The organism is Shewanella sp. Choline-02u-19, from assembly GCF_002836205.1.
Lineage (GTDB): Bacteria > Pseudomonadota > Gammaproteobacteria > Enterobacterales > Shewanellaceae > Shewanella.
Window position 1 is genome coordinate 112,856 of record NZ_PJBE01000013.1, and the last position, 18,286, is coordinate 131,141.

14 protein-coding genes and 2 tRNA genes are annotated in these 18,286 nt (G+C 44.5%); 15 read left to right on the forward strand and 1 reads right to left on the reverse strand.

Annotated features, from left to right (window positions below):
• Positions 1-22: 22 nt before the first annotated feature.
• The 13 genes from ftsH (at position 23) to rpsO (ending at position 12,666) form a co-directional block, all read left to right on the forward strand.
• Positions 23-1,966 (forward strand): ATP-dependent zinc metalloprotease FtsH, encoded by a 1,944-nt coding sequence (gene ftsH, locus CXF83_RS07350; protein WP_101089992.1) that lies wholly within the window; start codon positions 23-25, stop codon positions 1,964-1,966.
• Between the two features lie 112 nt (positions 1,967-2,078).
• Complete coding sequence (gene folP / locus CXF83_RS07355) at positions 2,079-2,867, forward strand: dihydropteroate synthase (RefSeq protein ID WP_374702382.1); 789 nt, start codon at positions 2,079-2,081, stop codon at positions 2,865-2,867.
• Positions 2,868-2,950: 83 nt separating this feature from the next.
• Entirely contained in the window at positions 2,951-4,288 is a 1,338-nt protein-coding gene (gene glmM / locus CXF83_RS07360) for a phosphoglucosamine mutase (RefSeq protein WP_101089994.1), read from the forward strand.
• 186 nt (positions 4,289-4,474) lie between these two features.
• Positions 4,475-5,257 carry a triose-phosphate isomerase gene (gene tpiA / locus CXF83_RS07365; protein ID WP_101089995.1) on the forward strand — a complete coding sequence of 261 codons (783 nt, stop codon included), beginning with the start codon at positions 4,475-4,477 and terminating at the stop codon, positions 5,255-5,257.
• A 2-nt stretch (positions 5,258-5,259) separates the two neighbouring features.
• Positions 5,260-5,595, forward strand: coding sequence for a preprotein translocase subunit SecG (secG, locus tag CXF83_RS07370; RefSeq protein ID WP_101089996.1), 336 nt, complete (start codon positions 5,260-5,262; stop codon positions 5,593-5,595).
• Positions 5,596-5,704: 109 nt separating this feature from the next.
• Positions 5,705-5,791 (forward strand) — tRNA-Leu (locus CXF83_RS07375).
• A gap of 105 nt (positions 5,792-5,896) precedes the next feature.
• Positions 5,897-5,973: transfer RNA gene (locus CXF83_RS07380), tRNA-Met, on the forward strand.
• 162 nt (positions 5,974-6,135) lie between these two features.
• The gene (gene rimP, locus CXF83_RS07385; RefSeq protein ID WP_101089997.1) at positions 6,136-6,591 is read left to right on the forward strand and encodes a ribosome maturation factor RimP; all 456 of its coding nucleotides are present in this window, start codon (positions 6,136-6,138) and stop codon (positions 6,589-6,591) included.
• A 27-nt stretch (positions 6,592-6,618) separates the two neighbouring features.
• Positions 6,619-8,118 carry a transcription termination factor NusA gene (nusA, locus tag CXF83_RS07390; RefSeq protein WP_101089998.1) on the forward strand — a complete coding sequence of 500 codons (1,500 nt, stop codon included), beginning with the start codon at positions 6,619-6,621 and terminating at the stop codon, positions 8,116-8,118.
• A 26-nt stretch (positions 8,119-8,144) separates the two neighbouring features.
• Positions 8,145-10,826, forward strand: coding sequence for a translation initiation factor IF-2 (infB, locus tag CXF83_RS07395; protein WP_101089999.1), 2,682 nt, complete (start codon positions 8,145-8,147; stop codon positions 10,824-10,826).
• A gap of 64 nt (positions 10,827-10,890) precedes the next feature.
• Positions 10,891-11,319, forward strand: coding sequence for a 30S ribosome-binding factor RbfA (gene rbfA, locus CXF83_RS07400; RefSeq protein WP_101090000.1), 429 nt, complete (start codon positions 10,891-10,893; stop codon positions 11,317-11,319).
• On the forward strand, positions 11,319-12,269 hold the full coding sequence (gene truB, locus CXF83_RS07405; protein WP_101090001.1) for a tRNA pseudouridine(55) synthase TruB: 951 nt from the start codon (positions 11,319-11,321) through the stop codon (positions 12,267-12,269). Before rbfA ends, truB begins: the two co-directional genes overlap by 1 nt.
• A 127-nt stretch (positions 12,270-12,396) precedes the next feature.
• On the forward strand, positions 12,397-12,666 hold the full coding sequence (gene rpsO / locus CXF83_RS07410) for a 30S ribosomal protein S15 (protein WP_101090002.1): 270 nt from the start codon (positions 12,397-12,399) through the stop codon (positions 12,664-12,666).
• 138 nt (positions 12,667-12,804) lie between these two features.
• Here the strand turns inward: rpsO and CXF83_RS07415 are convergent, their stop codons facing one another.
• Positions 12,805-14,850: a putative bifunctional diguanylate cyclase/phosphodiesterase gene (locus CXF83_RS07415; protein WP_101090003.1), complete on the reverse strand. Its 2,046-nt coding sequence runs from the start codon at positions 14,848-14,850 to the stop codon at positions 12,805-12,807.
• A 197-nt stretch (positions 14,851-15,047) separates the two neighbouring features.
• Here CXF83_RS07415 and pnp point away from each other — a divergent pair, with 197 nt between their 5' ends.
• Together pnp and nlpI are read left to right on the forward strand one after the other, a co-directional pair.
• Positions 15,048-17,153, forward strand: a complete 2,106-nt coding sequence (gene pnp, locus CXF83_RS07420; protein ID WP_101090004.1) for a polyribonucleotide nucleotidyltransferase — start codon at positions 15,048-15,050, stop codon at positions 17,151-17,153.
• Positions 17,154-17,377: 224 nt separating this feature from the next.
• Positions 17,378-18,271, forward strand: coding sequence for a lipoprotein NlpI (nlpI, locus tag CXF83_RS07425; RefSeq protein ID WP_101090005.1), 894 nt, complete (start codon positions 17,378-17,380; stop codon positions 18,269-18,271).
• Positions 18,272-18,286 lie beyond the last annotated feature (15 nt).

Sequence of the window (18,286 nt, forward strand, 5' to 3'; positions counted from 1 at the left end):
GAGGTCGAGTAATTTGAGTGACATGGCTAAAAATTTAATTCTCTGGGTTGTCATCGCGGTTGTGTTGATGGCAGTGTTTCAGGGCTATTCCCCCTCTTCTTCTACCAAGCAGAAGATGGATTATTCTACCTTTTTAGACGATGTTCGTGACGGGCAGATTAATACTGTCGAAGTGAAAAGCGATCAACGTACGATTGAAGGAACAAAGCGTACTGGAGAGAAGTTCACCACGATTATGCCAATGCCAGATCTTGACTTGATCAATGATCTAGCCCGTAAAGGCATTATGATGAAAGGACAAGAAGCAGAAGAGTCGGGTTTCTTAACTCAAATCTTTATCTCTTGGTTCCCTATGCTGCTGCTTATCGGGGTATGGATTTTCTTCATGCGTCAGATGCAAGGCGGTGGTGGTAAAGGCGCAATGTCATTTGGTAAGAGTAAAGCCAAATTGATGAGCGAAGACCAAATTAAAACGACTTTTGCTGACGTTGCTGGTTGTGACGAAGCGAAAGAAGACGTTAAAGAATTGGTTGATTACTTAAAAGAGCCAACGCGTTTCCAAAAGTTAGGCGGACGAATTCCTACTGGTGTGTTACTTGTTGGCCCACCAGGTACCGGTAAGACGCTAATTGCTAAAGCCATTGCGGGTGAAGCTAAAGTGCCTTTCTTTACCATTTCAGGTTCAGACTTCGTTGAAATGTTTGTGGGTGTTGGTGCATCTCGAGTCCGTGACATGTTTGAGCAAGCTAAAAAGTCTGCTCCCTGCATTATCTTCATTGATGAAATTGATGCCGTAGGTCGCCAGCGTGGTGCGGGTGTTGGTGGTGGTCATGATGAACGTGAGCAAACATTGAACCAACTACTGGTTGAAATGGATGGTTTTGAAGGCAACGAAGGCGTCATTGTCATCGCCGCGACTAACCGTCCAGACGTGTTAGATGCAGCGTTACTACGTCCAGGTCGTTTTGACCGTCAAGTTGTTGTGGGTCTGCCTGACGTTCGTGGTCGTGAGCAAATTCTTAAAGTCCATATGCGCAAAGTGCCATTGGCTGACGGTGTTAAGGCAAGTGTTATTGCTCGTGGTACGCCAGGTTTCTCTGGTGCAGACCTTGCTAACCTTGTCAACGAAGCGGCATTATTTGCAGCTCGTAACAGTCGCCGCGTCGTGGGCATGGAAGAGTTCGAAAGTGCTAAAGACAAGATCATGATGGGTGCAGAGCGCCGCACTATGGTGATGTCTGAAGCTGAAAAAGAGATGACCGCTTACCATGAAGCAGGTCATGCGATTGTCGGTTGTTTAGTGCCAGAGCATGATCCTGTGCATAAGGTGACTATTATTCCACGCGGTCGAGCGTTGGGTGTGACTTTCTTTTTGCCTGAAGCGGATGCTATTAGCCAAAGCAGACAGAAACTAGAAAGCCAGATTTCAGTTGCCTATGGTGGCCGTTTAGCCGAAGAGATTATCTACGGTAGCCAGAAAGTGTCTACGGGTGCTTCGCAGGATATTAAATATGCGACATCAATAGCACGTAATATGGTGACCCAGTGGGGCTTCTCTGACAAGTTAGGCCCAGTACTCTATGCTGAAGATGAGAATGAAGTCTTCCTTGGACGCAGCATGGGTAAGTCGCAACATATGTCAGATGACACTGCGCGTATTATCGATGCTGAAGTTAAGCTGCTGATATCGTCCAACTACGATAGAGCGCAAGTGTATCTTACCGAGAATATGGACATCCTTCATGCGATGAAAGATGCGCTGATGAAGTATGAAACGATAGACTCGAATCAAATTGATGATTTGATGAAACGTCGTGAAGTGCGTTTACCTGCTGAATGGGAAAAAGATAAGCAGTCTAAGGATAATGACAGTAATGACGCTTCTTCTGAAAAGAAAGAAGATGTTAAGGATACTGAAGATAGTCAAACGGATGTAAGTGATGCGGACGAATCACCTGCTAAGTAATCTTTAGACAATTTTAGAAGACCCCTTTATGGGGTTTTCTTGTTTATGGAGCTTTATTTTGTCGATATTAACTAGTGGTGATAAAGCGTTAGATTTATCCACTGCCGTGATTATGGGGATCCTTAATGTTACCCCAGATTCTTTTTCTGACGGTGGCGAGTTCGCCTCAATAGCGAGCGCCTGCCATCAAGCCGATACTATGGTTGCTCAAGGGGCGACTTTTATTGATATTGGTGGCGAGTCTACAAGACCGGGGGCTAAGGATGTCTCTGAAGCTGATGAGCTCGACCGAGTTATTCCGCTGATAGAGTATGTCGCTAAAACTCATAATGTATGGATCTCAATCGATACTAGCAAGCCTGTGGTAATGAGAGCCGCTGTTGCTGCGGGGGCGCACCTGATTAATGATGTTCGGGCACTGCAAGAACCTGGTGCATTAGTGGCGGCAGCTGAGCTTGGCGTCCCTGTTTGCCTAATGCATATGCAAGGTCAACCTCGAACCATGCAACAAGCGCCAGTTTATGAAGACGTTGTTAAGGATATCGCTCAGTTTTTTGAGTGGCGTATTGAGGCTTGTCTTCAAGCGGGAGTCAAACGAGCGAATATTGTGCTCGATCCAGGATTTGGTTTTGGCAAGTCATTAGCGCATAATTACGAAATACTGCAGCGTTTAGCTGAATTGAGTACATTTGAGCTGCCAATTTTGGCTGGAATGTCTCGAAAAAGCATGTTTGGGCAACTACTTAATCGTGAAGTGTCACAAAGACTAAGTGCCTCCCTTGCTGCTAATATGTTGGCAGTACAGGCGGGCGCAAGTATTGTGCGAGTGCATGATGTACAAGAAACCGCCGACATGATGGCTGTGTTAAGTGCAACAAAAAATTACAAGGATTTAGGCTGAGCACTCGCTTAGCCTAAATGAAGTATGATTGGGTAGGATCTGGGCATTCCTTTCTACCCACCGTTATTAATTTTGGAGTTTTCGTGAAACAAAGACAATTTTTTGGTACTGACGGTATTCGCGGTAAAGTAGGTGCGGGCAAAATGACCCCTGAGTTAGCGCTTAAGCTGGGCTGGGCTGCAGGAAGAGTGTTATCCCGAACGGGTACGCATAAAGTGATTATAGGTAAAGACACCCGCATTTCTGGTTATCTATTTGAATCAGCACTCGAGGCTGGGCTGTCAGCCGCAGGCCTTGATGTCATGCTGATAGGTCCAATGCCAACACCTGCCGTTGCTTATTTGACGCGAACATTCCGTGCAGAAGCTGGCATTGTGATTAGTGCATCACATAATCCTTATTATGATAATGGTATTAAGTTTTTCTATACCGATGGCAGCAAACTTGATGATGCGGTAGAACTCGAAATCGAAGCAGAATTGGAAAAGCCATTAACCTGTGTAGAGTCACACCTTTTAGGCAAAGTTTCTCGTATCGATGACGCCGCGGGTCGTTATATCGAATATTGTAAAAGTCATTTCCCAGCAGAACAAACATTAAGTGGCTTAAAAATTGTTGTCGATTGTGCTCATGGCGCAACGTACCACATCGCCCCTAGTGTATTTAAAGAACTCGGTGCTGAAGTTGTCGCCATTGGTGATAAGCCAAATGGCTTGAACATTAATGATAATGTGGGCGCAACCTCAACGGCTAAAATTTGCGAAACTGTACTGGCAGAAAATGCCGACCTTGGTATTGCACTCGATGGTGACGGTGACCGGATCATGATGGTTAACCGCCATGGACGAGTGATTGATGGCGATGAAATTCTCTACATCTTGGCTTGTGATGCGCAAAAGCGCGGTGTACTACGGGGGGGAGTTGTCGGAACATTGATGTCTAACTTAGGCTTAGATCTTGCTCTTCAAGCGCTCGATATTCCGTTTGTTCGTTCAAAAGTGGGCGACCGCTACGTAATGGAACTGCTCAAAGAGCACGATTGGCGTATCGGGGGGGAGAATTCTGGCCATATTTTAAACTTAGATCATGGTACAACGGGTGATGGTATTGTAGCGGGGATCTTGGTCCTTGCTGCCATGCGTCGTCAAAATGCCAACCTAGAGGACTTAACCGTCGGTATTACCATGCTGCCTCAAGTGTTGGTCAATGTGCGCTTTGAGGGTGCTGATGACCCATTAACGTCCGCTGAAGTGTTAGCCGCTAAAGTTGAAGTTGAACGAAAGCTTGGCGCTAGAGGTCGAGTATTATTGCGTAAATCAGGCACTGAACCTTTGCTTCGAGTGATGGTTGAAGGTGATGATGAAAATGATGTGACCAAATTTGCTAATGAAATTGCTGATGCAGTTCGCAACTTAGTCTAAATGTTCAACTGAGTTTGAGCGCATAAACGTTGATAAAGCTGTTTAAAGGAGTTGCATTGTGAATATAACTCCTTAGTCGCGTAAAAAATATGCGTTCTCGCCTAGTTTATTAAAAATTACGCTTTTAGCTATTGTAACTTAACAAGTGGTTCGATATTATTCACGCCGCTTTCAGAGGAGACCGTGATGGCACTTAGACGTCCGATGGTTGCTGGTAATTGGAAAATGAATGGCAGTGCGCAACTTGCACAAGAGCTATTCAAAAAATTCGCTACCAAGCTCCAAAATGATTCAGCTGAAGTGGTATTGTGTCCGCCTTCTATTTACTTAGAAAGTGTTCGACAGCTGCTAGATGAAAATAAAGAAGCCTTAAACGGTTGTCTTGTCAGAATGGGTTCGCAGAATGTCAGTCAACATGACTTCGGAGCTTATACTGGTGAAATATCTGGGCAGATGTTAAAAGATTCAGGATGCCGGTATGTTATTATCGGACATTCAGAACGTCGCCGTATGTACGGAGAGACGAGTGACATCGTAGCAGAGAAATTTGCTGCTGCTCAAAAACATGGTTTGACGCCAATATTATGTGTTGGTGAGTCAGGTCCAGCTCGTGAAGCAAGAAGAACTTTTGAAGTTATTGCCGAAGAGTTAGATATTGTCATTGAAAAAAATGGCACCATGGCTTTTGACAACGCTATTATCGCCTATGAGCCGCTTTGGGCTGTAGGAACAGGTAAGAGTGCTACACCAGAGCAGGCACAAGAAGTTCATGCGTTTATTCGCAAACGCCTGTCTGAAGTTTCTCCCTTTATCGGAGAAAATATCAGGATTTTGTACGGTGGTAGCGTAACACCGAGTAATGCTGCGGATTTATTTGCGCAGCCTGATGTAGACGGTGGCTTGATTGGCGGTGTAAGCCTCAATGCTACTGAATTTCTCAGTCTATGTACGATAGCGATGAGCGCATAAATATGTATGAAGTTCTAATGGTTATATACTTGTTGGTTGCTATAGGTCTAGTAGGACTTATTTTAATCCAGCAAGGTAAGGGTGCAGATATGGGAGCCTCTTTTGGCGCCGGCGCATCAAATACTCTGTTTGGTTCATCAGGTTCTGGTAACTTCTTGACTCGTTCAACAGCTGTTTTAGCAATTGGTTTTTTTGCTCTAAGTTTAACCATTGGTAACTTAAGTGCAAATCACACACAATCTGAAGACGCTTGGAACGATTTAGGTAGCGATGCAGCACAAGCTGTTGAGCAAGTTCAGCAAGAAGCTGCAAAGTCAGAAGATAAAATCCCTGACTAACCCATAGATTTTTATGGGGACTATTAATCGATTGATTAATAGAGATTGTTTAAATGACTATTAACCTCTTAACGTAGTCATTAGTAAAAACAATCGATGTACAAATTATGCGGATGTGGTGGAATTGGTAGACACGCCAGCTTGAGGGGCTGGTGAGCGCAAGCTCGTGGGGGTTCAAGTCCCCCCATCCGCACCAAATCTTTGATTTTGTTTAATGACCAAGTCAAAGATAATAAAGTGGTATATAAAGCGCTTTATTATTGCAAGTCGAGGTAATTCTCAATATACTTGCACAAGTTGTCGCGGGGTGGAGCAGTATGGTAGCTCGTCGGGCTCATAACCCGAAGGTCGTCGGTTCAAATCCGGCCCCCGCAACCAGCTTCCCAGTAAAGGATTTAGATCCTATACTGTTACAGGTTTCTGGATATATCAACCTCGTCATTACGGGGTTTTTTGTTATCTGGGAGTTACAAAACGGTCATGAAAGTGACTTTTTACTGGGGCTAATTAGGCCCTTTTTTGTTTTTCTGAGGGGTAACCTTGGCTACATTAGAACGCAAACTGGTAGAGATGCTCAAAGCGCCAGTTGAAGCATTAGGTCACGAGCTCTGGGGCTTGGAATATATTCAAGCAGGTAAGCACTCTATCTTGCGTCTATATATAGACAATGAAAAAGGTATTTTTGTTGATGACTGTGCCGATACCAGTCGTCAAGTTAGTGCTGTTATGGATGTTGAAGACCCAATTTCAACTGAGTACACGCTAGAAGTTTCTTCGCCTGGTGTCGATCGGCCATTGTTCACTGCTGAACAATATCTGCTCTATACCGGCGAAACTGTAAAAGTACAATTAACGATGCCTGTCGCAGGCGGTCGTAATTTGAAAGGTACCGTTATTGGCGTCGAGGGGCAAATGCTCACTCTGTCAGTAGAGGGTAATGAACTGATAGTTGCTTTGGATAACATCCGTAAAGGCAATTTAATCGCTAAGTTTTGATGAATTCAAGGTGAACGAGGCAAGAGAATGAATAAAGAGATCCTGCTAGTCGCTGAGGCTGTTTCGAATGAAAAAGGTGTACCACGCGAAAAGATTTTTGAAGCGTTGGAAGTTGCACTAGCCACAGCAACCAAGAAAAAATATGAAGGTGACATCGAAGTTCGTGTTGCTATTGATCGCAAAACTGGTGCCTATGAAACATTCCGTCGTTGGATGGTTGTTGAAGACACTGGCGAGCCATTAGAAAACCCTTTCCGTGAAATTACTCTCGAAGCGGCAGTATATGATGAACCTGAAATTGAGCTTGGCGGCTTTATTGAAGATGAAATCGATTCAGTAGCATTCGACCGTGTTACGACGCAAACGGCAAAGCAAGTTATCGTACAAAAAGTACGTGAAGCTGAACGCGCTCAGATTGTTGACCAATTTCGCGATCGCGAAGGTGAGTTAATTGTCGGTGTGGTTAAGAAAAGTAATCGCGAAAGTGTTGTTGTTGATTTGGGCGGTAATGCCGATGGCGTATTGTTCAAAGAAGACTTGCTCACTCGTGAGTCTTTCCGACCAGGTGATCGTGTACGTGCATTGCTTTACTCTGTACGTCCAGAAGCGCGTGGCGCTCAGTTATTTCTAACACGCACTAAGTCTGAAATGCTGATTGAGCTTTTCCGTGTTGAAGTACCTGAAATTGCCGATGAGATGATCGAAATCATGGGCGCAGCTCGTGATCCAGGTTCACGTGCAAAGATTGCAGTAAAATCTAACGACCGTCGTATCGATCCTATCGGTGCGTGTGTTGGTATGCGTGGCGCACGTGTTCAAGCCGTTTCAAACGAGCTTGGCGGTGAGCGTGTTGATATCGTTCTTTGGGACGATAACCCAGCGCAATATGTTATTAACTGTATGGCACCTGCTGACGTGGCGTCAATCATCGTAGATGAAGACAACCACTCAATGGATATCGCTGTAGAGGCTGATAGCCTAGCGCAAGCAATTGGTCGTAATGGTCAGAATATTCGTCTAGCGACTCAACTGTCTGGTTGGGAACTAAACGTCATGACGGTTAATGACATGAAAGTTAAGCACCAAGCGGAAAGCGCTAAAGTGGTTAATTTACTGATTCAGGCGCTAGACGTTGATGAACAGTTTGCTCAAGTTCTGGCTGACGAAGGCTTTACCTCTTTAGAAGAGATTGCTTACGTACCAACATCAGAACTATTAGAAATAGATGGATTTGACGAAGATACCGTCGAGTCTTTAAGAGAACGTGCAAAAGCGGCGATCTCGACTCGCGCACTTGCGACTGAGGAAGCACTTGACGGTGTTTCACCAAGTGATGACCTTCTAGCGTTAGAAGGTTTGGATAAACACTCGGCATTCGTAATGGCAAGCAAAGGCGTAATCACGCTAGAAGATTTAGCCGAACAAGGCATTGATGATTTGATCGAAATTGTAGAATTAACAGAAGCAAAAGCAGGTGAGCTCATTATGGCTGCCCGTAATATCTGTTGGTTTGGCGAAGAAGCATAAGTCGATCAACAGAGGGGAATTTATACATGGCAGATACTACAGTAGACAAACTAGCCGCAGAAGTTGGGAAAAGCGCTGATCGACTCGTCGAACAGTTTTCTCAGGCTGGCATTAAGAAATCGACAAATGATACGGTTTCAGAATCTGAAAAACAGCAGTTGCTTGATTTTCTTAAGAAGCAACACGGTGGCGAAGCTGCACCAACTAAAATGACACTTCAACGCAAGTCAGTGTCGACTTTGAGCGTTGCAGGCAGTGGCGGTCAATCAAAAGACGTTAAAGTAGAAGTGCGTAAAAAGCGTACTTTTGTTAAGCGTGATGAAGCGCAAGAAGCAGAGCTTGCTGCAGCAGCAAAAGCTGAAGAAGACGCTAAAGCTGCGACAGCAAAAGCTGAAACTGAAGCGAAGAACAAAGCTGATGAAGAAGCAAAAGCCGCGAAAGCGACTGCTAAAGTAGCAAAGAAAGAAGCTGCTCCAGTGCAAACTGCAGATGAAAAAGCCGCTACAGATGAAGCTGATAAGCTTCAAGCTGCTAAAGATGAAGTTGCTATCGCTAAGGCTGATGTTGAATCAGTTGCCGCGACAGAAGAAGCGCGTCGTCTTGCTGAAGAAAACGCTAAGCGTTGGGCTGATGAAGAAAAAGCACGTAAAGAAGCTGAAAAGACGGGTGATCACCATGTGACCACCTCGACAGAAGCACGTGCTGCTGAAGATACAGCCGATGCAAAAGCAGAAAAGAGTGGACGTCGTCCACGTAAACCTTCTGCAAATGCTGGTAACAATGCAGCTCCTAATGCTAACGCTAATGCTAATGCCGGTTCTGGTCGCCCAGGTGGTAAAGGTAAGCGCGGTAAAGACAACCGTCGCGATAGCCGTAATTCACGTAATTCACGTAATACGCGCAGCGTAGCACCTGAATCAATGGATCACGCGTTCAACAAGTCAGCTGTTGTTGTAAAGGCAGAAGTTAGCATCGGTGAAACAGTTTCAGTTTCTGAACTAGCTTCAAAGATGTCAATTAAAGCGACAGAAATCATTAAGCAGATGATGAAGATGGGCTCTATGGTTACTATTAACCAAGTCCTCGATCAAGAAACTGCCCAGCTTGTTGCCGAAGAGATGGGACATAAAGTTATCCTAACTCGCGAAAACGAGCTTGAGCATCAAGTACTTGCTGACCGTAATGGCGAAGTTAAACTTGAATCACGTGCTCCAGTGGTTACTATCATGGGTCACGTCGACCATGGTAAGACATCACTACTTGATTACATTCGTCGTGCAAAAGTAGCCTCTGGCGAAGCCGGTGGTATTACTCAGCATATTGGTGCTTACCACGTTGAAACTGACAACGGTATGATCACTTTCCTAGATACACCTGGTCACGCTGCGTTTACCGCAATGCGTGCACGTGGTGCTAAAGCGACTGATATCGTTATTCTAGTTGTTGCTGCAGATGATGGCGTTATGCCACAAACAATCGAAGCTATCCAGCATGCTAAAGCAGGCGGTGTGCCACTGATTGTTGCCGTTAACAAAATGGATAAGCCAGAAGCAGATCCTGAGCGCGTTAAATCTGAACTGTCTCAACATGGCGTAATGTCAGAAGATTGGGGCGGAAACAACATGTTTGTTCACGTTTCAGCTAAGAGCGGTGAAGGTATTGATGATCTTCTTGAAGGTATCCTTCTAGAATCTGAAGTACTAGAACTTAAAGCGGTTCGTGAAGGTATGGCTGCAGGTGTTGTTGTTGAATCTAAGCTTGATAAAGGCCGTGGTCCAGTTGCAACAGTACTTGTACAAGAAGGTACCTTGAAGCAGGGCGATATCGTTCTTTGTGGCCTTGAGTACGGTAAAGTCCGTGCTATGCGCGACGAAAACGGTAAAACAATCACTGAAGCGGGTCCGTCGATTCCTGTTGAGATCTTAGGTCTTTCAGGTGTGCCATCTGCTGGTGATGAAGCGACTGTTGTACGTGATGAGCGTAAAGCGCGTGAAGTTGCATTGTACCGTCAAGGCAAGTTCCGTGATATTAAGTTGGCTCGCCAGCAGAAGTCTAAGCTTGAAAACATGTTCGCCAATATGGTTGAAGGTGAAGTTGAAGAGTTGAACTTAGTGCTTAAAGCTGATGTTCAAGGTTCTCTTGAAGCGATTGCTGATTCACTGAACAAGCTTTCTACTGATGAAGTTAAAGTTAACATCATCGCTCGTGGCGTAGGTGGACTCACTGAAACAGATGCTACTCTAGCGGCAGCATCTAACGCTATTATGATCGGCTTTAACGTTCGTGCAGATGCACAAGCGCGTAAAGTGGTTGACAGCGAAAGTGTAGATCTTCGTTACTACAGCATCATCTATCAGTTGATTGATGAAGTTAGAGACGCGATGAGCGGCATGCTAGCGCCAGAATTTAGACAAGAAATTATTGGTCTTGCTCAAGTTCGTGACGTATTTAAGTCTCCTAAGATTGGCTCAATTGCTGGTTGTATGGTGACCGAAGGTACTATCAAGCGTAGCGCTCCAATCCGCGTTCTGCGTGAGAACATTGTTATCTACGAAGGTGAGCTTGAATCTCTTCGTCGCTTTAAAGACGATGTTGCTGACGTTCGTAACGGCATGGAATGTGGTATCGGTGTGAAGAACTATAATGACGTCAGAGTTGGCGATCAGATTGAAGTCTTCGAAACCGTTGAGATAGCGCGTACTCTGTAACGCATCTTGTAACTTACTTATAGGGGCGGCGTTAGCCGCCCTTACTATTTAGGGCAAATATATCATGGCAAAAGAATTTAGTCGTACACGCCGCATAGCACAACAGCTACAACAAGAGTTGGCGCAGGTGCTACAGCGTGACATGAAAGACCCTCGTATCGGTTTTGTCACCGTTAATGATGTCGATGTTTCGCGTGACTTAAGCTATGCAAAAGTTTATGTGACTTTCTTTGAAGAAGACGAAAGTCTTGTTAAAGAAAAGGTCAAAGCATTAGATGATGCAGCGGGCTATATCCGCTCACTTGTCGCTGGGCGCATGAAATTGCGTGTGATGCCTGAACTGCGTTTTATCTATGACAGTTCATTGGTTGAAGGTATGCGTATGTCAAACCTTGTTAGCCGCGTGATCAGTAATGATGCAGCTAAGCAGCAAGAGCACGGCACTGAAGAAGACATTGAGCAAGACAGTAACAAGGCTGAGGACGACAAGTAATGGGTCGTCGTTCTCGTGGCCGTCACGTTGATGGCGTGTTACTGCTAGACAAAGATACTGGCATGAGCTCAAATTTTGCTTTGCAAAGAGTAAAGCGATTTTTTGATGCAAACAAGGCTGGCCATACTGGCGCGCTTGATCCATTAGCGACTGGCATGCTGCCTATCTGTTTAGGCGAAGCGACTAAGTTTTCCCAGCACCTACTCGATGCTGATAAACGTTACTTAGTCACGGCTAAACTTGGTGAGCGCACTGATACTAGCGATTCCGATGGTGAAGTGGTTCAGACCCGAGAAATGGATTTTACTCAAGCGCAGTTAGATACCGCTCTTGAATATTTTCGTGGCAAAACCATGCAAGTTCCTTCAATGTTCTCAGCGCTTAAATATAAAGGGCAACCTTTGTATAAGTACGCCCGTGAAGGCATTGAGGTTCCGCGTGAAGCGCGGCAGATCAATGTGTTTGAGCTTAACTTTATTAGCCTAGAAGGCAATGAGTTAACTCTAGATATACATTGTTCTAAAGGGACTTACATCCGCACGATTACCGATGATTTAGGTGAAATGCTAGGTTGTGGTGCACATGTCATTATGCTGCGTCGCACTCAAGTTGCGGGTTACCCATACGATAATATGGTGTCACTAGCACAGCTTGAAGCGCTTGTTACTCAGGTTGAAGAGGAGTCTTTAACCTTAGCAGAGGTATTGGATCCCCTTCTATTGCCGATGGATACAGCAGTGAGTGGCTTTAAAGAGATTAACGTCTCTGATGACATGGCGCCATTCTTAATGAATGGCAACCCAATACAGATTGCTAATTTGCCCGTTGATGAGCTTGTGCGGATCACTTTAGGTGATGAACGTAAGTTTGTTGGTGTAGGCCAAATGAATGATGACGGCCTGCTTGCGCCTAAGCGCCTTATCGTTTTGAGAACTGAATCTGACGAATAGCCTTGTTTTATCGTGCGGTAGGGGAATCTAGTTGCTACTCCTTCGCTTAATAGGTAGAATACGCGCTCACTTTAGCTGAGTTAGTGATCGGCTAAAGATTTATTAACGCATTATTTGGAGAGACAACATGTCACTAAATGCTGAACAAACTGCTACTATTCTGGCTGAATTCGGTCGTTGTGAAAACGATACAGGTTCTTCTGAAGTTCAGGTAGCTCTGCTAACTGCACAGATTAACCACCTTCAAGGTCACTTTAAAGAGCACATCCACGATCACCATTCACGTCGTGGTCTACTACGTATGGTTAACACACGTCGTAAACTTCTTGCATATCTTAAGCGTACTGAAAACGTTCGCTACCAAGAGCTAATCAAGAAGTTAGGTCTACGTCGTTAATCTTTTATTAGATTACGTTTGACCTATTAAAAGGAGGCTTAGCCTCCTTTTTTGTGCCTGTAATAAGCTGGATAATATTTACAATTCGTGTGGCCATTGATAGAACTGCAAGGGGATTAGATTGGGTTGCGGCTCGAGTTATCCCAAAGATTTAGTCGCTTGATGATAGCGTTTAATGTATTTATCTTCGAAGGCTTCTAATGCCAAAGGCTTGCTAAAGAAATACCCTTGACCTATTGAGCAATCACGCTCTTGCAGCCATTTAAGCTGTGCTTCGTTTTCAATTCCTTCTGCAACAATCTTTAAATTTAATTGTTTTCCTAGCATTAAAATGGTTGAAGCAATGGCACTCTCTTGCGGTAAATCACTGACAAAACATCGGTCAATTTTCATGGTAGTGATTGGAAGTTGACGCAGGTATGACAGCGAAGAGTAACCAGTACCGAAATCATCAATGGCAATGCTAAACCCTGCAGCGCGTAACTGTTCAAGTTTTTTAATCGCGAGTTGCACGTCATCAATGAGTGACGTTTCAGTGATCTCAATCTCTAATAGTTCAGCTGCAATCTGGTAGCGCAATACTGCTTGTTTTATGTCAGGTACGAGACTCGTATGTTCAAACTGTTGTGAGGCGACATTGACAGCAATAGGCAGCGAGACATTGTATTGTTGTTGCCATTTCTGAATGGTTCGGCAACTCTCCTCTATCACCCAGCGCCCGAGCGGAATGATAATGCCTGTCTCTTCGGCGACCGGTATAAACGACATCGGACTGATAAGCCGGCCATCTTTTTTCCATCGGATCAAGGCTTCGCAACCGACGAGTTCACCGGTTTTTATATCAAGCTTAGGTTGAAAATGCAGGACAAACTCTTCATTTATCAGTGCGTCATGTAAGGATGCTTCGGTTCTTAGCCGCACGGCTGCTCTCTCGGTCATCTGCTGCTTGAAGAATGCCCATTGATTAGAACCAGCCGCTTTTGCACTGTACATTGCAATATCGGCGTGGCGAATAAGATCTTCAGCGGCTAACCCGTCGTCAGGATAGAGAGATATCCCAACGGACGCGGCAGGATGAATTGCATACTCATTGAGATGCATTGGTGTATTGAGCTGCAGCAGAAGTTTCTCGACGAACTCGGCGGCGAGGGTCGGCGAGGTTAATCCATCGGCCAAAATGACAAATTCATCTCCGCCTAAACGAGCCACAGTCCCTCGCTCTCCGACTGCACTCTCGAGGACCCGTGCTATCCGCACTAGAAACTGATCACCCAATGCATGGCCGAGCGAATCGTTAATATTTTTAAACCTATCTAAGTCAATGAATAGCAGCACAAACTGAGCTTTATTTACTCTAGCTCGTTGAATTGTCACCGCGATGGTCTCAAGTAAAAGGGCCCGATTAGGCAAGCCTGTCAATGAATCTCTGGTGGCCATTTTACGCAGTTTATTCTGTGTTTTGGCAAATTGAACCAGGATTTGATTGAATTTACTGGTGACAAGCCCAAGCTCATCATCCATGTGCGGCCGAGAATTTGGCAGCAGATTATCACCCGGTGATTCAGGATCTATTCTATCAATGGCTTCGCTTATTCTAGCGATAGGTTGAGTTAAGAAACGGTGAAAGACAATTGACAGTACCAATGTGAGTAAGAACGCGCGAGCGAGGGTGGCCCAGAGGCTATAACGTAACGTTGAGAATAGCGAACTGGTCAACTCTTGAACATCGTAGTTGAGAGTGAGTTTACCAATGATCTCTTTCTTATAACGACTACTGGTGAAAAAAGGGCGGTAAAGCGAGCGAGATATTTGATTGAGATCACCAAACAGTTCATCACTGATACCTTGGAATAACGTCGATGTTTTTGCTGACGGAGTGCTGTTGACGGCAACAAAGCGACTGCCATCATCTAACTCTATGGTAGCTGAATCAATATTATCGACCTTCAACAAACCTTGAATCGTTTGAGCGGCTAAAGTTTCGTCCATTGCCCAGACCGCATTAGCCGCAGGTTGTTCTACCGAATCGAGTAATTCCTGCTGCGTTGCAATAAGTTGCTGGCGTGCGTTGACAAAAGCTAACGATATTTCAACAAGAAAAATAGCAACAGCAAAAAATAACGTTGAAGAAACAACAAGTATTGTTTGCTTCCAAGTCAGTGATTTAAAATTTTCCTTTGTCAATTATTTTCCTTTATTTCAATGCCTTATGCTTGCTTAGAACGGCGGGTGATTGTATTCCAGGAAACATACTATTAGTAATCTGCTCACTTTAGAGAAAAGAATCGGCTTTGTCATTAATCATTCCCTTTATCTATTGAATAAACTTGAAGTATACTTACGCGCGTAATTAAGGTAATTAAATTTAAGGAATGGTTCACGTGAATCCAATCGTAAAGAGTTTTGAATATGGTCAGCACACCGTTACATTAGAAACGGGTGTTATCGCACGTCAAGCAGACGCCGCTGTTTTAGCAAGTATGGGTGATACAACAGTATTAGTGACTGTTGTTGGAAAGAAAGCTGAAGAGCCAGGCCGTGACTTTTTCCCGCTTACAGTTAATTACCAGGAAAGAACATACGCAGCCGGTAAAATCCCAGGCGGATTCTTCAAGCGTGAAGGTCGTCCATCTGAAAGCGAAACACTGATTGCACGTCTAATTGACCGTCCAATCCGTCCATTATTCCCAAATGGCTTCAAGAATGAAGTTCAGGTAATTATCACAGTAGTTTCTGTCGATCCTGAAATCAATCCTGATGTTATTTCGATGATTGGTACTTCGGCAGCATTGGCTATCTCTGGTCTGCCGTTCAATGGTCCACTAGGTGTGGCACGTGTTGGTTATATCGGTGGCGAATATGTGCTTAACCCAAATGTAAGTCAACTTGTTGAGAGTGATCTTGATTTAGTTGTTGCGGGTACTGATGCTGCTGTTCTAATGGTTGAATCAGAAGCAGCTTCTCTACCTGAAGAAGTTATGTTGGGTGGTGTGGTTTATGGCCATGACCAGCAGCAAGTAGTGATTAATGCTATTAGCGAGCTTAAAGCTGAAGCTGGCAAGCCTGCATGGGACTGGACAGCTCCAGTTCAAGACGCAGACCTTGTTGCTAAGATTAAAGATTTGGCTGAGGCCGACATGGCCGCTGCTTACCAAATCGAAGTTAAGCAAGATCGTTACACTCAAGTTGGCGTTGTAAAATCTGCTGCTAAAGAAGCATTATTAGCTGAAAACCCAGAAGCTAACTTGCGCGAAATCGACGGCCTTCTTGGTAGCTTAGAGAAGAAAGTCGTTCGTAGCCGTATTATTGCTGGCAACCCACGTATCGATGGTCGTGAGCCAGATATGGTTCGTGCACTTAACGTTATGGCTGGTGTTCTTCCACGTACTCACGGTAGTTCACTGTTTACTCGTGGCGAAACTCAAGCACTTGTGACTTGTACACTGGGTACTGAGCGTGACGCTCAGAAAGTTGACAGCATCATGGGCGAATACACAAATCGCTTTATGCTGCACTATAACTTCCCTCCATACTCTGTTGGTGAAACAGGTTTTGTTGGTTCGCCTAAGCGCCGCGAAATCGGTCACGGCAAGCTAGCATGGCGTGGTATGCAAGCGGTTATGCCTTCGCCTGAAGATTTCCCATACAGCATTCGTGTTGTATCAGAGATCACTGAATCTAACGGTTCAAGCTCAATGGCTTCTGTATGTGGTACGTCTCTTGCGCTTATGGATGCAGGTGTTCCAATTAAGACTTCTGTTGCAGGTATTGCAATGGGTCTAGTTAAAGAAGGCGACGATTTCGTTGTTCTTTCTGACATCCTAGGTGATGAAGATCATCTTGGTGACATGGACTTTAAAGTTGCTGGTACTCGTGACGGTATTACTGCTCTGCAGATGGATATCAAGATTGAAGGTATCACTAAAGACATCATGGAAATTGCACTGCAACAAGCTTACGGTGCACGTGTTCATATCCTAAACGTAATGGACCAAGCAATTGGTACACATCGTGACGATATCTCTGATCACGCTCCACGTATCACGACTCTTAAGATTAACCCTGAGAAAATTCGTGATGTTATCGGTAAAGGTGGTGCAACAATTCGTGCACTTACTGAAGAAACTGGTACTACAATCGAGCTTGAAGATGATGGAACAGTGAAGATTGCTTCTTCAAACGGCGAAGCAACTAAAGAAGCTATCCGTCGTATCGAAGAGATCACTGCTGAAGTTGAAGTCGGTACTGTCTACAACGGTAAAGTTGTTCGTATCGTTGACTTCGGTGCCTTCGTAACGATTCTTCCTGGTAAAGATGGTCTAGTTCATATTTCTCAAATCGCTGAAGAGCGTGTTGCGAATGTGTCTGACTACTTAGAAGTTGGCCAAGAAGTTAAAGTTAAAGTAATGGAAGTTGACCGCCAAGGTCGTGTGCGTCTTTCTATGAAAGAAGCAGCGCCTAAAGTTGAAGCTCCTGTTGCAGAATAAACCATAACGGTTTGTTTAAAAGGAGGCCATACGGCCTCCTTTTTTGTGCCTGTGATTTATTTCAACCATTTTTGTGATCAGCAAAATGACCTAAGATGGACAGAAAAGAGGCAGTCGTTGGGTAATAATTAGCGTAAATGAGATTATTTTTCAATTCCTTGATAGCAGTAGTAACAGGGGATTGCTATTATTGGGGCTATTGCTGAACTCAAAAGGTTAAATGGATGAATCAAAAGATGCGTACCAGCGTGGTTGTGGTGATTGCCGGGATCAGTATGTTGCTGACCGGGTGTGTCTCAACTCAATCAGGTAGCAACCAACAAGCCTCCATCAAAGTCGCGCCAGTTTCCCCAGACTATAAATTAGAGATAACCTTAGCTAAGCTCAATGAAATATTATCGAGTATGGAGTTGACGCAAGAGCAGCGTGCGCGTTTTCACTATGATCGTGGCGTGATCTATGATCGAGTCGGTTTACGGATTCTTAGCCGTATTGATTTTCATCAAGCCCTTAAATTACAGCCCAATCTAGCTGATGCTTATAACTTCCTTGGCATTTATTACACTCAAGAAAATGAGTTCGAAAGTGCCTATGAAGCGTTTGATGCTGTGTTAGAACTGTCTCCAGAATATGATTACGCTTATCTTAATCGCGGTATTTCATTGTATTATGGTGAGCGTTCAGAACTTGCAGTCTCGGACATGGATGCATTCTATAGCAAGGACACCTCGGACGGTTACCGCGTACTATGGCTATATATAGCAGAAAGAGAAGTCGACGCACAAAGCGCAACGTTGAGAATGACAGCTAACCGCGCGAAATTAAACCCAGATGCTTGGTCAACGGCGTTAGTGGATTACTATCTCGGCACTAAAGATAAAGAAGCTGTTTTCGCTTTAGCAAAAGAGGGCTTAAAGCATCCAAATGAGTATGCTGAACGTTTATGTGAAGCCTATTTCTATATGGCTAAGATAGCCCAGCAACGTGGTGATAATGCCGAAGCAGCTAATTATTTTAGACTTGCGCTAGCGACCAACATCTATGATTTTGTAGAGCACAGATATGCACGTTTAGAGCTTGCCCGAGTGAATGCAGCAATGGCTACTGTCGTCAATTAAGTTTGGCTACGAATT